This is a genomic window from Paraburkholderia sp., assembly GCF_035501035.1.
In the GTDB taxonomy this organism is placed as follows: domain Bacteria; phylum Pseudomonadota; class Gammaproteobacteria; order Burkholderiales; family Burkholderiaceae; genus Paraburkholderia.
This window is the reverse complement of sequence record NZ_DATJWR010000194.1, coordinates 1-14,837: the sequence shown is the minus strand read 5'-3', so window position 1 is coordinate 14,837 and position 14,837 is coordinate 1. Positions and strand designations below refer to the sequence as shown.

Here is a 14,837-nt window from a genome sequence, read left to right as displayed (position 1 = left end):
AGCCGGGGCCATGGGTTCGCGCCGGCGAGCCTTCGTCGCCGCGCCGAAGTGAATGCTATGAGCAATTCGCCCCGGGATTTTCAGCCAGCCAACCCGGGGCGTCGCGGCGCACGCACGTCAGAACAGATGTCGCAACCCGATGCTCGCGCCCACGGTCGAGCCAGCCACTTCAAACAGCGCGTTGTTGATCGACAACCCGGTATCCATGTGGCCGTGGTTGTAGACGTAGCCGAACTGACCGTAAAGCGTCGTGCGCTTGGAGAGGAAGAACTGCACGCCGCTCGCGGCCATCAGCGAGTGATTGTTGCTGTCGTTGCCGTCGCGCGTGTACCAGACGCCCGCATCCACGTCGAGGTAGGGCAGGACCATATAGCTGAGCCCACCCGAATAAACGCTGTTGTCGAACGACTGCGAGACCTTGTAGAGCGCATACGAAGCGGAGATCGTGAGCGAGTTCGGGAAGCGATAGCTCGCCCCGAGGGTGCGCCCCACGAACTCCACGGTGCTCGGAACCGGCGTGGAAGCCGCGCTGCCGCCGGCGTTGCCACTGTAGAGCGCGCCCGTGAGCGTGAAGCCCGCAATGTGGTAGCGCAGGCTGGCCGAATATTGCCGTCCTGCCTGGAAGTCGCCCGCCGCGCCGCCCATGGCGAACATGCCTGCTGCCTGAACGCCAGCGATTTCCGGTGAAGTGTAGGTGAGCGAATTGCTGTTGAAGAGCCCGGTGACGAACACGTTGTTCACGTAGCTCACGAGGCCGCTGCCGAAATACGACATGCCGCGCGGATCGGTCTGGTAAAGCGACAGGAAGAATGGTGAGTATTGCAGACCAGCCTTGACCGTGCCGTAGGGGCTTTCCATGCCCACCCACGCCTGGCGCCCGAAAAGGTTGCCGTTGGAGTTGTTGAACTGGCCGGTGGCCACGCTGATGCCGCTTTCAAGAGCGAACAATGCATGCAGGCCGCCGCCGAGGTCTTCGGTGCCGCGCATGCCGAAGCTGGACCCCGTCATGCCGCTATCGGTAAACGAGAACTGGTGACCGGCATTCTGGCCCGTCTCCATGTTCATCGTATGGCTCGTATAGAGCAGCGAGGCGTCGACGATACCGTACAGGGTGACGCTGCTCTGAGCACTTGCGACAGTCGCCGCACCCATCAAGCCGGCTGCCGCAAGGCAGCGCACCAGCCACTTCATGCCGAGATTGTCGCATCGTAACATTTCGTCATCCTTAGTTTTATATGGATTGAGGTTGATAATGACGGGGCGTTCCAGGAATTTCAGGCAATACGGGGCCTGGGTTCCTCGCGGAACCGCACAGATTCGGATGCTGGGGGTGCTGCGCTCAGGCGCGACGCGGGCGGAAAAGCGGCGGCGTGGGCGGGCGCGTGGTCATCTTGGGCCTGCAAGGCATGAGGCGGATTGAATGCGCGTTCACCGATCGCTTCTCCACTAACGAGGGTTGTGCAACGTTGACGCAATGCTACGTTCGATGGAGGCTATTTTTGTACGACCGTGCGGAATCTGTCACCCTGGGAGAAACGATCACATTTCTGCATCGGTTTGATGCGTCCGCTACATGGCGCTCGCGAGCAGCGGACTCAGCCGGCCGGATTTTCATCGTCCTCGTGAGAGGGAGCGCCGGCGGGTGTGCCCAGGATGCTGACCTGGAAAGTCGGCGTGGCCGCGAGCGATTCGAGGCCCGGATCTTCGGGGTAGCGCAGCAGCAGCGGCAGGACGACCGAGCCGCCAATCACGGCGCGGCGGCTGTTGTCGGCGGGGCGCAGGCCCCACACGTCCTGGTAGACGAGCGGCACTGTCTTGCCGTCGCGCTCGGTCGTACCGAGGTAGAGCATCACGTGACCGCCGATGTAGATCAGCGTGCGCATGGGCGCGCCGTGCCGCACGAGCCAGTCGAGCCGCTCGGCGGGCGTGGACTCCGAAAGGTCGGCCATCTCCCCGGCGCTCATCTGCGTGGACGAATGGCGCGGCAGCCACACGCCGAATGCCGCGAAGATGCTTTGCAGTTCGGCCGAGCAGTCGTTGTCGAAGTTCGTGTTGCCCCAGCCATAAGGCCGGCCGATCAGCGCCTTCATCAGTTGCGCGAGATGGCGCGGCGTAGCGGCGAGCGGCGCTGCGACGATCGCGCCTGCATCGAATGGGGCCGTACGGATTGCCGCGCGGCCGTCGATGTCGCGGGCGGGTATCAGCACTTCGCGCGCCGCCGCGCCGGAAGCGGGCCGCAGCGGCAACAGCGTGCCGGCCGGTGCGTCGAAGCGGAACACGCCGCCGTCGTCGCGTAGCGAGGCGGCGGCCACCACCACGACGCCGAGCGACTGCCGCGCCGCTGCACGCCAGGCGGCAACGAAGGCGTCATCCACGCTCGCCACGCCATCGCTGCGCACCCAGCCTTGCACGTCGGGCGTCTGCACGTAGCGCCAGGCGCCGTCCGCGCTCGCGCCGAGCACATAGAGCGGCGCACCCGGCCGCACGGCGCTGACCTGCAGGTTGTCGAAGGGGTAGCCTTCGCCGGCGATGCGGTGCGAGTAGAAGGAAGGGTCGAGAGTCGGCAGTTCGCGCACGAGCAGCGCCGTCGTCGCGATGGCGCGGTGCGCGGCGTCGTAGGTGCTCGTTTGCTCGAACTGGCCGACGTTCACGTTTTGCGCGATGGCGTCGATCCACGCCTTCGTGTGCGGCCGGAAGTTCATGCCGTAGCCGATGCGGCGCGACGCCTTGTCGGTATTGTCGAAGAGGTCGAGGCGGCGCGTTTGCAGCGCGGCGATGTCGCTGCCGCCGTCACGATAGACACGCTGCTCGATGAAAGCGCGATTCCATGGCGAGGGATCTTTCGGGCCGTCGCCGAAATAGCGCGCGAGGAGCGCCTCGAATTGCGCGCGCTGGACTTCGGGGGAAAGGAAGGGCTTGTCGTAACCGGCGCTGGCCGGGTCGATCCAGCGATCGACGTTCTGATCGTAGTGCTCGATAGGGAACAGCGTGACCGTATCGGGCGGCAGCGCTTGCTCGGCCTGCGTTTGCGCGGTCGGCGCGCTCGTGCATGCAGGCAGCACGCCGAGCGCGGCGGCGAGCGTCAGTGCAAGAATGCGCGCGCGCGGCGCGGTGGCAAGACTTGAAAGCAGAAGGGAGTATTCGAGGGCGGAACGCATGAACGATACGATAGTGCTCGGTTCGACTAGCCGTGGATGATACAGGACCCGTCGTGCGCGCCGCCCCCGCAATTTACGCGCTCATTGCTCGATCTGCCGGTTCCAGCGCGAATCCCATTGCGCGCGGTGCTCGTTGATCACGTCCCAGTCCACCACCGTCACCTTCTTCACGAGCTGGTCGAGGTTGCCGAGGCTCTTTTGCATGTCCGGCGGCATGGTCGCGTTCTGGTTGGTCGGAATCTGCTTGCCGGCAGCGGCGGCCTTGCTTTGCGCGGGCGCCGAAAGCAGGAACTGCGCGAGTTTTTGCGCGAGCTGCGGGTCGGGGTTGTTCTTCACGACGCACAGGTCGACGAGCAGCAGCACGGCGCCTTCCTTCGGGTTCGCATAGGCCACGGGCAGGCCCTTGTCCTTCAGGTCGCCGACCGCCGTGGGCGTGAGCGGGAAGATGCCGGCCTCGCCGGTCTGAATCATCTCCGAGAGCTTGGCCGAGTTCGGAATGTATTCGACGACGTTTGGCCCCACCGTGCTCGCCCATTTCGTGAAGCCCGGTTCGACGTTGTTCTCGCTGCCGCCCATCAGGCGGTTGATGGCGAGAAAGCCGTGCAGCCCGAAGGTGCTGCTGGAGGCCGACTGGAACACCACCTTGCCTTTGTACTTGGGATTCGCGAAATCGAGCCACGAGGTGGGCGGCGCCCAGCCTTTCTCGGCGAACACCTTGGTGTTGTAGCCGATGCCGGTCATGCCGAGCTGCACGCCCGCGCCCATGTCGTCTTTCATGCGGGCGAACGGATAGAGCTCCTTGAGCGCGGCCGAATCGTCGAGCTTTTCGCACACACCCATGCTCACCGCTCGCGCCATCACGCCGTCGTCGAGGAAGACCACGTGGATCTGCGGGCTGTTGCGGTTGGCGAGGAGCTTGGCGAGCACGTCCGAGGACGTGCCCGGCACGATCACCACCTTCACGTTATTGGCTTTTTCGAAGTCGGGCAGGACCTGGCTCGTGTAGGCCTTCTCCATCGGGCCGCCGTTCATGCCGATGTAGATCGTTTTTGCTTGCGACCAGGCGGTGGCGGAGAAGCCGAAGGCGAAGAATGCGGCAAGGGATGTGAGCGTGGCGGGGAGTGTGCGTGTGCGTTTCATCTAAAGGACTCCTTATTTGGCTGGGAGAGCGGCATGAGCGAGAGACTGGGTGAAGCGGCTGATCGAGAACGGCTCGATGGGCGTGCTCGTCGCGCCTTCGGTGACGAGTTCGGCGAGGACTTCGCCCACGCCCGGCGCGAGCAGGAAGCCGCCGCCCGAGAAGCCGAACGCGTGCAGCAGGCGCGGCGTGGTGTCGCTGGGCCCGATGATGGGGTTGCTGTCCGGCGTTTCGCCTTCCACGCCGCTCCAGGTGCGAATGAGGAGCGCGTTGCGTAGCGCGGGCAGCAGCGCGCAGGCGTCGCGCATGACGGCGCGCGTCGTCGCGGTGGAGGGCTGCGCGTATTCGCCGTCGCCGTGCCCGCGTCCGCCGCCGATCACGCAATTGCCGCGCTCGACCTGGCGCGCGTAGACGCCGCCGCCATACACGCCCAGGTTGTGCTGGACGAAGCGCGGCAACGGCTCGGTCACCCACATGTTCGGATAAATCGGCTTCATCGGTGCGGTCTCGCCGAAGCTGCCCGCAATCGTGTTGGCCCAGGCGCCCGCTGAGTTGATGAGCCAGTCGGCGCTGATGCGCGCTTCGCCCGCACGCATCTGGAAGCGGCGGCCGTCGAAGCTTAGCTCGCTCAACTCGGTCTGCTCCTGCACGTGGGCGCCCGCGCGACGCGCGGCTGCGGCGAACCCAGGCGAGACGAGGCGCGGATTCGCCTGGCCGTCGCTCGCGCAGAGCGACCCGCCTATGGCGGCCTTGCCGAGCCATGGATAGCGCCGGCGAAACGCGTCGCCGCTCATGACCTGTGACTCGACGCCGTATTCGCGGGCCATCGCAGACCAGGCGTGAAGCGCTTCGATGTCGCTGTCGCGGCGAGCCAGCCGCAGGTGGCCCGAGACGATGAGTTCCCCGTCGATGCCGATCAGCTCGGGCAGGCGGCTCCAGACGCGTCGCGCGCGCACCGCAAGCGGCAATTGCTCGGCAGGACGGCCCTGGGTGCGTACGCCGCCGTAGTTCACGCCGCTCGCCTGCGCGCCGCAGAAGCGCCGCTCGAACAGGCCCACGCTGATGCCCTTGTTCGCGAGCGCGAGCGCCGCGGATGCGCCGACGAGCCCGCCGCCCGCGATCACAACCTGAAAGTGGCGCGTGTCACTCATCGTGGGCTCCCTCTTCGGTGACGCGAACGCCGTCTTCGAACAGCATCGGCGAGATCGGAATGGGTTTGATGGGCGCCTGGCTGCGCAGGCGGCCCACTTCGCGCAGCGGCTTGCCGGTTTCCGCGGCGAGCAGGGCCATGGCCGACTCGCCGCACATGCGCCCCTGGCAGCGCCCCATGCCGATACGCGTGAGCGCCTTCAGACGATTGACTTCGGTCGCGAGGCCGCTGCGGATGCAACCGCGCAGCGTGCCAGCGTTGACTTCCTCGCAGCGGCAGACGATCAGATCGTCCGGCCAGCTCGCGGCGGCATGGTCGGGCGGGGCGAATGCATGCTCGATACCCGCGCGAAAGCCCGCTATGCGCTCGAGGCGCTTTTCGATCGTCGCGGCATCGGGCAATTGCGGATCGTTCGGCGGCGCGATGCCGAGGTCTTCGAGCACCGCGAGCGCGGCGCGGCGGCCCGCTAGTTCGGCGGCATCGGCGCCGGCGATGCCCGCGCCGTCTCCTGCGAGATAGACACCCTTGACCGAGCTGCGGCCCGCCGCGTCGCGTTCGGGCAGCCAGCAGCGGTTGAGCGCATCGAAGGCGAAGCGGCAGCCCGCGAGATCGGCGAGCTGCGTTTCCGGCCGCAAGCCGTAGCCGAGGCCGACGGCGTCGCATGCGATCGTTTGCTCCCCTCCGCCCGCCGGGCGCCAGCGCAGGGACTGGACGGCCTGCTCGCCCTCGATGGCCGGGAGCGACACGCCGTGCTCTATGCGCACGCCGTGCGCCTTGAGCCAGCCGACGTAATACACGCCCTTCGCGAAGGTGCCCGGCTGGTTGAGCAGCTTCGGCGCGGCGGCGGCCTGGCGGGCGAACGGGCTCGTGTCGAGCACCGCTGCCACATGTGCGCCTGCCTTCGCATACTGGTAAGCAACGAGATAGAGCAGCGGCCCGGTGCCGGCGAAGACGGTGCGCCGGCCAATCGCGCAGCCTTGCGCCTTCAGCGCGACCTGCGCGCCGCCGAGCGTATAGACGCCGGGCAGCGTCCAGCCCGGCAGCGGCACGATGCGATCGGTCGCGCCACTCGCGATGATCAGATGCGACCACGGCACGCTCGCCTCGCACCCCTCGCGCAATGTATCGAGCTGTCCCGGCTCGCACGACCACGCAAGCGTGTCGGGACGGTAATCGATCTTCGGGAGGAGTTCGGCCATGGCGTGGTGGAGCGCATCGGCTTTCTTCGCCTCGAAGCCGTACAGCGCGCGCTTCGTGCGCGAAAAGCCCGCGTCAACGGCGGGCTGGCGGTAAATCTGGCCGCCCCAGCGTGCGTTTTCGTCGATCACGGTGGGGCGCAGCCCCGCGGCCACGAGCGCCTGCGCGGCGCGAATGCCGGCCGGACCCGCGCCGACGATGACGATGCGGGCAGACGTCGCGCTCATTGCGCACCTCCTTCGTTATCCGAATCGATTTGCGTCAGTACGCGCATGCCAGCGCGCAGCGGCGTGGAGCAGGCGCGCAGCCGCGTGCCGTCCTCGCAGCGCACCCAGCAGTCCTGGCACGCGCCGATCAGGCAGAAACCCGCGCGCGGCTCGCCGCCGAATTCGCTGCGGCGCACGTGGCGCTGCTGCGTGAGGATCGCGGTGAGCAGGGTGTCGCCCGCGAGCGCTTCGACCTCCACGCCATCGAGAACAAAGGAAACGCTCGCGCGCGCGGTTTCGGCAATGCGGACGAACTGGGCAACGGGAAGCGGCGTGACGGTGCTCATGGGAGATCGGCTGCGCGGCAGCGAAGGTCGGGGGAAAAGGGTCGGAAGGGAGGCCGGGCCGCGTTCAGTGCTGCCCGATCAGGATGCGGTTGAGCCCATAAACGCGGTCGAGCAGCAGCATCGCGCCCGCCGTGATGAAGATGACGAGCGCGGAGACAGACGCCATCATCGGGTCGATCGATTCGGTCGCGTACATGTACATGCGCACGGGCAGCGTGACGGTTTGCGGTGAAGTGACGAAGATCGACATCGTCAGTTCATCGAAGCTATTGATGAACGCCAGCAGCCAACCACCCGTGATGCCAGGCAGGATCATCGGCAGCGTGATGCGGCGGAAGGTGGTCCACGCGCTCGCGCCGAGCGACGAGGCCGCGTGCTCGATACTGCGGTCGAGGCCGCTGACCGAGGCGAGCACGAGCCGCATCACGAAGGGCGTGATGATGATCATGTGCGCGAGAATCAGCCACGCGAACGAGCCCGTTGCGCCAAGCAGCGCGAAGAAGCGCAGCAGGGCGATGCCGAGCACGAGCCCCGGAATCACGAGCGGCGAAAGCAGCAGCGCGTTCAGGAAGCCGCGGCCCGGAAAACGGGCACGCCCGATCGCAAGCCCCGCGGGTAGCGCGATGACGAGCGAGAGCGTGGCCGAGGCGAACGCGAGCTTGAGGCTGTTGAAGAACGCGGTGATGAAGTCCGGGTAGTCGAGGATCGCGCGGAACCAGCGCAGCGAGAGTCCGTGCGTGGGCAGCGTCAAGGTTTCGTCGGGCGTGAAGGCCACGAGTATCACGATGACGAGCGGCGCCAGCACGAACAGGATGACGAAGCTGTGGAACGTGAGGGCGAGCAGTCCATTTTTGCGCATGATGAATGACCTGACGGTTTCCGGGTTCCGTGCGATGCAGGGTAGAGAGGCGCCTTAGCCCATGCTGCGGGCGTAGCGGCGTTCGAGCACACGGTAGTAGGTGAGCATCACCACCAGGTTGGCGACGAGCAGGAGCACCGCAATCGTCGCGCCGAGCGGCCAGTTCATCGAGCTCAGGAACTGGTCGTAGACGGCGGTGGCCGCCACTTTCAGCCGCCGCCCGCCGAGCAGGCCGGGAATCGCGAACGCGCTGGCCGAGAGGCCGAACACCATCAGGCTGCCCGAGAGAATGCCCGGCATCAGTTGCGGCAATACGATGCGGCGCAGTGTCGTGGCGGGCGAGGCCATCAGCGAGAGCGCGGCGTTCTCGGTTTGCGGATCGAGCCGCTGCAGCGCGGTCCACACCGGGATCACCATGAACGGCAGCATCACGTGCACGAGCGCGATGACGATCGCGAAGGTCGTGTATTCGAGCTTGAACGGGCCCGCGCCGAAGAGGCCGAAGAACTGGTTCACGAGGCCGTTCGTGTTGAGCAGCATGCTCCAGCCGAACGCGCGCACCACTACCGAGACGAGCAGCGGCGCGAGGATCACGAGCAGGAAGAGCGAGCGCCACGGGTCGCGCATGCGCGAGAGGATGTAGGCCTCGGGCGTGCCGATGACGACGCACAGCAACGTGGTGAGCGCGGCGATGCCGAACGTGCGCAGGAAGATCGTATGGAAGTACGACGAGCCCAGCACTTCCACATAGTTGTGCAGATCGAATGCGGCGATCGGGCCGCTCGACGGGTCGAAGCGGTAGAAGGTGAGCGCGAACGTCATCGCGAGCGGCACGAGCACGAGCGCGGCGAACAGCAGCAGGGCGGGCGCGCTCATGAGCCATAGCGGCATGTACGCCTGCCAGCCGGCGCGCAGCGCGGCACGCGGGGCGTGTTGGGAAGCCGGGAGCGTGCTAGACACGGGCGCTCTCCTGCGCGATGAAGCGGATCGCCTCGCTATGCCAGTCGATACCCACCTGGTCACCTTCGGCGAGCGGCTCCTTGCCCTCGTTCTGGCAGCACACGAGCATCTCGCCGGCGCGGCTTTCGAGCCGGTAGAGCCATTGGCTGCCGAGGAAGAAGCGGCTCGTCACACGGCCGGCAAGCCGTCCGGAGCCGCTTGCGCCCAGCCTGAGTTTTTCCGGCCGGATGCACAGCGTGATCGCGTCGCCCACACCAACCGCTCGCCCTCGTTCGGGCAACTGGGCAATCGAGCCCGTTTCCGCAAGGTCGTTGCCGAGATCGACGCGTATCGTGTCGCCCTCGCGCGCCACGATGCGCCCCGCGAGCATGTTGGCCTTGCCGATGAACTGCGAGACGAAGTCGTTCTCGGGCCGCTCATACGCGCGATACGGCGTATCGACCTGGGTGATGCGGCCGTTCTCCATGACGACGACGCGGTCGCTGATCGAGAGCGCCTCCGACTGATCGTGCGTGACCATCAGCGTGGTCGTGCCGATTTTGCGCTGGATCGCGCGCAGTTCGAACTGCATGTCTTCGCGCAGCTTGGCGTCGAGATTGGACATCGGTTCGTCGAGCAGCAGCACGGGCGGCGCGATGACGATCGCGCGCGCGATCGCCACGCGCTGGCGCTGGCCGCCCGAAAGCTCGCGCGGAAAGCGGTGCGCGTAGGCGTCGAGGCGCACGAGCGAGAGCGCCTCGCGAATGCGCTCCTTGCGCTCGGCCTTGTCCACGCTGCGCATCTCGAGGCCGAAGCTCACGTTCTGCTCGACGGTCATGTGCGGGAAGAGCGCGTAGCTCTGGAACACGATGCCAAGGCCGCGCTTGTTCGGCGGCATGCGCGTGATGTCGCGGCCGTCCAGCGTGATGCGGCCGCGCGTGGTCTCGACGAAGCCGGCGATCATCTGCAGCGTCGTGGTCTTGCCGCAGCCCGAGGGGCCGAGCAGCGAGACGAACTCGCCTTTTTCCACTGCGAGGTTGATGCCGGTGACCGCCTGGAGGTCGCCGAACGATTTCGAAACATCGGTCAAGGTGAGGAACGACATGGTCTGGCCTCTTGGTGCAGCGGCACCCGCTGAGTCGATTGCGTTGCGTTGAGCGGACTGTAGCTAGCCAATTTTTTGGTCGTCAATTTAAAATTCCATCAAACGATAAAAATGTGGCATATATTCCGTTTAATGGAATCTTGTATCGGATTCGAGCTTCGCGTATTTCATCGGGTGATCTTCGGGAAATCCCTGATCTACTGAGCACGTGCCAATGCGTGCGTGCCGGCGCGCTGTTTCGCGGCGCGCATCCATCCGTATGAGTATTCGACGGATATTCCGTTGAATGGAATCAATCGAGGGCAACTTGACGGCAATGGAACAGAAAAACGGAACGCAGGGTGACGACGCGCGCGGCGCGGGCGTATTGCAGCGCGCATTTGCGGTGATCCGCGCGTTGGGCGAAAGCCAGGGGGCGGGCAGCCGCGTGACCGCGCTCGCGAAGTCGGTGGGCCTGACCCAGGCCACGGTGCATCGCCTGCTGCAGGGGCTGATTGCCGAGGGCGTGGTCGAGCAGGACGAAGGCACGAAACGCTACCGCCTGAGCGTGGACTTTTTCGCCATGGCGGCGCAGGCGGGCAACCCGAGCGGCATGCGCGCGTTGTGCCGTCCCGCGTTGCTGCGCCTGTGCGCGAGCCTCGGCGACACCATATTTCTGCTCGTGAAGAGCAGCTTCGACGCGGTATGCCTCGACATGTGCGAAGGGCCGTTTCCCATCCGCTCCTTCACGGGAGATATCGGCGGGCGCGTGGCGCTGGGTGTGGGACAGGGGAGCCTTGCGATTCTCGCTTTCCTGCCCGAGGCGGAGCGCGAGGAGATCATCCGTTTCAACGTGCCCCGCCTGCGCAGCTACGGTGTGCTGGACGAGGTGTATCTGCGCACGGAGATCGAGCGCGTGCGCAAGCTCGGTTATGCGGGACGCAACACCGGCGTGCTGGAGGGCATGGCGGGCGTGGCGGTGCCGATCCTCGAGCGCAACGGCTGTGCAGTCGGCGCGCTGAGCGTCGGCACGCTGGCGGCGCGCCTAACCGACGATCGGCTGCCGACAGTCGTCGAATTGCTCAAGCGGCAAGCCGAAATCATCGGCCCGCAGACGAATCCGTTCGACGTGGCGGTGCGCCGCCCCATGCACGGACTCACGCGAGCCATGACAACGCAACCGTTGGCGTGAATCGCCCGCGTCCGCGGCGGCTTGATTTGCGTGGATTCCTAACGAACGTTTCGCTATCGATTGTCGTTCGCATCCGGAGGGGCATATGCGCAATGAATCGGGCCGCCAGGTCATGCTGCATTGCGCAATCAACGAGTATGTTCGGACGAAAATGCGCTGTGGGCAGGGGGCATCCGTATTCGTCTTGATTTTGGCGTAAACGGGTGGGGTGGTATCCGTAGACTGAGTCCGTGTGCCATTGGCAGTTCGCCGACATGGACATTTGCCGTCCATCGCGACGCGGAGCCGGTGAACCCCGAAACGAAAAACTGAAGCACTCGGCGCGCCGGCGTAGGCGCGGCCTTGCAGGAACCGGGGACCCGTCGACACCACGCCGCGTGAGCTGTCATATCGGGTGCACGCCGTTGCCATGCCGGCGAGAAGCCATTGAGGAGCGTGGGCGCTGGGGAGGGTGTTACCGCGAAATCGCTCCTGCGGCGCCTGCAGTCAAAATACACCGGTGACCGATGACGACCATGAACGACCGGACGTTGCCCGTTTTCGATCCACCGGCTGCCACGGTGGCGCCGGCATCCGTCCGCACGGCGCATTCGATCTTCCATGAGCACTGGTGGCTCGATATCGCCACACAGGGCAACTGGAAGCGCGCGGTGGTGAAGCAGAACGACGAGATCATCGGCGAGATGCCGTATACGATTTCGCGCACGCGCGTGTGGCGTGTCTCGCACTTGCCGCCGCTCACGCGCACGCTTGGCCCCGTCATCAAGCCGGTGACCGGTAGTGCCGCACGCCAGATGCATCATCAACTCGATGTCACCGCGCAGCTGATCGACCAGTTACCCGACTGCGACAGCTTTTTCCAGGTGCTCGACCCACGCATTGACGATGCGCTCGCTTTTGCGCTGCGCGGCTTCACGGTGTCGGCGCGCTACACGTTTCGCATCGATCCGCGCACCACGCCGGACGAAGCCTGGGCCCGTCTGAACAGCAAGACGCGCAACGTGATCCGCAGCGCTTCGCGCGAATTGACGATCGTTCCGGATCTCACGCCCGAAGAATTCCTCGCTTTCTATGACGCGAATCTCGCGGCGCGCTCTCGCACCAACGCTTATGGCGCCGATGTCATGCGCCAGCTCGTCAATGCGTTCGTCGAGCGCAAGGCTGGCATGCTGCTCGGGGCCTACGGGCCGGGCGCGAAGCTCGTCGCCGCAATCGGGCTCGTGTGGGATCACCAGGCGATGAATTACCTGCTCTCGTCGCGGGCGCAGGACGCGCACTGCGGCTCGATCAGTCTGCTGCTCTGGACGGCCATTGGCCGGGCGCTGGAGCGCAGGCTCACCTTCGACTTCGACGGCTTTTCGAGCCCGTCCACTTTCAGCTTCCTCAATGGCTTCGGCGCAACGCTCACGCAGCGGCTGGGCGTCGAGCGGCTCGGTACCGTCTATTTGATGACGCGCACGCTCAAGCGCCGGCTGGCTCCCGCACGCGTGTTCACGCCCAATCTCTGAACCGCCGAAGGCGAGGGCGTGGCAACGTCGACCGTAACGCTTTCGCGTTGAGCGCTGCTATACGAGTTCGCTTTGAGCGGGGTCGCGCGCGTTGCGCGTCGTGACCTCCGCAAGCTCCAGTGCGCTCGATGCGAAGAGCAGGGGCGTCCAGCGCCGGATCGCACTCTGTGCGCCGGCCGCGAAGCGCTCGCGCAGCGCGGGCTCGCCGCCCAGCTCGCCGATGCGCTGGGCGAGTGTCGACACGTCGCGCGGTTCGACGACGAAGCCGTTCACGCCGTCTATCACCACTTCGCCGGCTACGCCGCAGGTGCGCGTGACGATGGCCGGGCATCCGGCCGCAAAGGCTTCGTTCACGCACAGGCCCCATTGATCGAATTCGCTAGCCAGCACGATGAACTCGGCGAGCGCATAGAGGTTCGGCATGTCCTGGTTGGCAAGCGAGTTGAGTATCGTCACATGCTGCGCGAGCCCGTGCCGCGCGATGCGCTCGCGCAGCTGCGCCTCGAGCGGACCCTGGCCGACCAGAACGAGGCCAATATTCTGGTTGTACACGCCCGATTTCCGGTAGGCGTCGATCAGTACATCTACGTTCTTGCGCGCGACGAAGCGGCTCACGCAAAGCAGATAGCGCTGCGGCAGTCCGAAGCGCGCACGCACGGCTTCAGGGTTGTCGCATGCGGCCTGCGCGAGACGCGAAAAGTAGTCGACGTCGATCACGTCGAAGCCGATGCGCGAACGTTCCTTCGGAATGCCGAGCGATTGCGCGTAGCGGCGATGCTTCTCGCCCGCCACGAGTGCGCCATCGAAACGGCTCACGATGAAACGTTTGAACCGCTCCTTGGTCCGCTGGCGCAGTCCATCGTCGGCCTTCGAGTCCGACATGTAGATGAGCTTGAAGCGCCGCGTGAGGTGCCTGAGCAGGCAAAGCAAGGCTGAATAGCCGGTGTTGTAGCCGAGCGTGATGACCACGTCCGGCATGAAGCTGCGCACCTTCGAAATCAGACGCGCCGAGTCGCGTGCGCCGAGTCCATCGCTATCTGCGCCATCCTCGACGAGGGTTTCCGCCTTTTGTGGCCGGTTCGCGAAGAAGGCGGCGCGACGTTCCTGAGGAAAGCCATAGACCCCGGAACGTGCGAAGACCTCGAGAAGCGCTACTTCGTGGCCGCGACTGGAGGCCGCGCTGACGAGAGCCTCATAGCGAGGGACGTGATAGTCACCCAGATTGCCGATGACGAAGAGAATGCGCATGGACAATGACGGCTCACGGTGGAATTGGCAGTGCCACGCAACGGTGCGTGACCGCGTATCTTCCCGACAGTCGTCGCAACCTGCCGGCAGCGTTTGCTGCGCCACGCCGCGCGCGCATGCACAGCGGGAAACCGCAGTCACACCATTTGGAGCATCGTAACCCGAGCCTGCCGTCTTTTTGCGCAATGTCGGCGATCAGCGAATACTTGTCCGATATGGCGGGAGACCATTTGAAGCCGATAGCCATGCGCCTCTGATTCGTCCAGGGAATGAAGTGGGCCGCATGCGCCGCGTTCGGGCCGCGCGGCTGATGTGCGCGGTTCGAGGTGTGCGTGAGCGCTCGCCTTTGGCGGGTTTTCGTCCATTGCGGCGGCGCACGAATAACTGTCACATCAGACGTATAACCTTGAAGGTTTGCGTGCCTTGATATGGCGGCGGAAGGAAAGCGTTTCAGCTTTTCATGAGTTTCCCGAAATACTAGTAAGATTGACGCGTGCGGCGCCAAGTCTTTCAAATGTCCGACAGTGCCGCGATAATGAATGAGTATCGTATGGATTATGTAATGGTTTTGCAGCCTTAGACGCCGGCAAGGCCCTCCAGAAGACAACCGGTGCTTCCCACACCACGCCGACAATCAAGCAATATGAAAACGCTGTTTCTGCAGGCCCCCTCCTATGACGGCTTCGATGGTGGCGCTGGCTCGCGCTATCAGGCGAAGCGCGAGATCCGCTCGTTCTGGTATCCCACCTGGCTCGCGCAGCCCGCGGCCCTCGTGCCGGGCAGCCGCGTGCTCGACGCGCCCGCCGACGGT

The 14,837-nt window shown here is 65.3% G+C and carries 12 protein-coding genes and 1 pseudogene; 3 read left to right on the top strand and 10 right to left on the bottom strand.

Annotated features, from left to right (window positions below; translation table 11 throughout):
• Positions 1-117 precede the first annotated feature (117 nt).
• From VMJ11_RS13680 to VMJ11_RS13640, 9 genes are all read right to left on the bottom strand, one after another.
• Complete coding sequence (locus tag VMJ11_RS13680) at positions 118-1,215, bottom strand: porin (RefSeq protein WP_414694390.1); 1,098 nt, start codon at positions 1,213-1,215, stop codon at positions 118-120.
• A 380-nt stretch (positions 1,216-1,595) separates the two neighbouring features.
• On the bottom strand, positions 1,596-3,158 hold the full coding sequence (locus tag VMJ11_RS13675; RefSeq protein ID WP_325619932.1) for an SH3 domain-containing protein: 1,563 nt from the start codon (positions 3,156-3,158) through the stop codon (positions 1,596-1,598).
• Between the two features lie 81 nt (positions 3,159-3,239).
• Positions 3,240-4,298, bottom strand: coding sequence for an ABC transporter substrate-binding protein (locus VMJ11_RS13670; protein ID WP_325619931.1), 1,059 nt, complete (start codon positions 4,296-4,298; stop codon positions 3,240-3,242).
• 12 nt (positions 4,299-4,310) lie between these two features.
• Positions 4,311-5,447 carry an FAD-binding oxidoreductase gene (locus tag VMJ11_RS13665; protein ID WP_325619930.1) on the bottom strand — a complete coding sequence of 379 codons (1,137 nt, stop codon included), beginning with the start codon at positions 5,445-5,447 and terminating at the stop codon, positions 4,311-4,313.
• Entirely contained in the window at positions 5,440-6,870 is a 1,431-nt protein-coding gene (locus VMJ11_RS13660; RefSeq protein WP_325619929.1) for an NAD(P)/FAD-dependent oxidoreductase, read from the bottom strand. Before VMJ11_RS13660 ends, VMJ11_RS13665 begins: the two co-directional genes overlap by 8 nt.
• Positions 6,867-7,196 (bottom strand): (2Fe-2S)-binding protein, encoded by a 330-nt coding sequence (locus VMJ11_RS13655; RefSeq protein WP_325619928.1) that lies wholly within the window; start codon positions 7,194-7,196, stop codon positions 6,867-6,869. The genes VMJ11_RS13660 and VMJ11_RS13655 overlap by 4 nt, the downstream gene beginning before the upstream one ends.
• 64 nt (positions 7,197-7,260) lie before the next feature.
• Entirely contained in the window at positions 7,261-8,055 is a 795-nt protein-coding gene (locus VMJ11_RS13650) for an ABC transporter permease (RefSeq protein WP_325619927.1), read from the bottom strand.
• A 54-nt stretch (positions 8,056-8,109) separates the two neighbouring features.
• Positions 8,110-9,015 carry an ABC transporter permease gene (locus VMJ11_RS13645; protein ID WP_325619926.1) on the bottom strand — a complete coding sequence of 302 codons (906 nt, stop codon included), beginning with the start codon at positions 9,013-9,015 and terminating at the stop codon, positions 8,110-8,112.
• On the bottom strand, positions 9,008-10,099 hold the full coding sequence (locus tag VMJ11_RS13640; RefSeq protein WP_325619925.1) for an ABC transporter ATP-binding protein: 1,092 nt from the start codon (positions 10,097-10,099) through the stop codon (positions 9,008-9,010). The genes VMJ11_RS13645 and VMJ11_RS13640 overlap by 8 nt, the downstream gene beginning before the upstream one ends.
• A gap of 316 nt (positions 10,100-10,415) precedes the next feature.
• On the opposite strand from VMJ11_RS13640, the gene VMJ11_RS13635 reads away from it, so the two are divergent.
• The gene (locus VMJ11_RS13635) at positions 10,416-11,270 is read left to right on the top strand and encodes an IclR family transcriptional regulator (RefSeq protein WP_325619950.1); all 855 of its coding nucleotides are present in this window, start codon (positions 10,416-10,418) and stop codon (positions 11,268-11,270) included.
• A gap of 515 nt (positions 11,271-11,785) precedes the next feature.
• Positions 11,786-12,778, top strand: coding sequence for a GNAT family N-acetyltransferase (locus tag VMJ11_RS13630; RefSeq protein WP_325619924.1), 993 nt, complete (start codon positions 11,786-11,788; stop codon positions 12,776-12,778).
• 57 nt (positions 12,779-12,835) lie between these two features.
• On the opposite strand, the gene VMJ11_RS13625 is transcribed toward VMJ11_RS13630, so the two are convergent.
• Positions 12,836-14,026 carry a glycosyltransferase family 4 protein gene (locus VMJ11_RS13625; protein ID WP_325619923.1) on the bottom strand — a complete coding sequence of 397 codons (1,191 nt, stop codon included), beginning with the start codon at positions 14,024-14,026 and terminating at the stop codon, positions 12,836-12,838.
• Between the two features lie 643 nt (positions 14,027-14,669).
• On the opposite strand from VMJ11_RS13625, the pseudogene VMJ11_RS13620 reads away from it, so the two are divergent.
• Positions 14,670-14,837: pseudogene (locus VMJ11_RS13620) on the top strand (hopanoid biosynthesis associated radical SAM protein HpnJ); the annotation flags it as partial.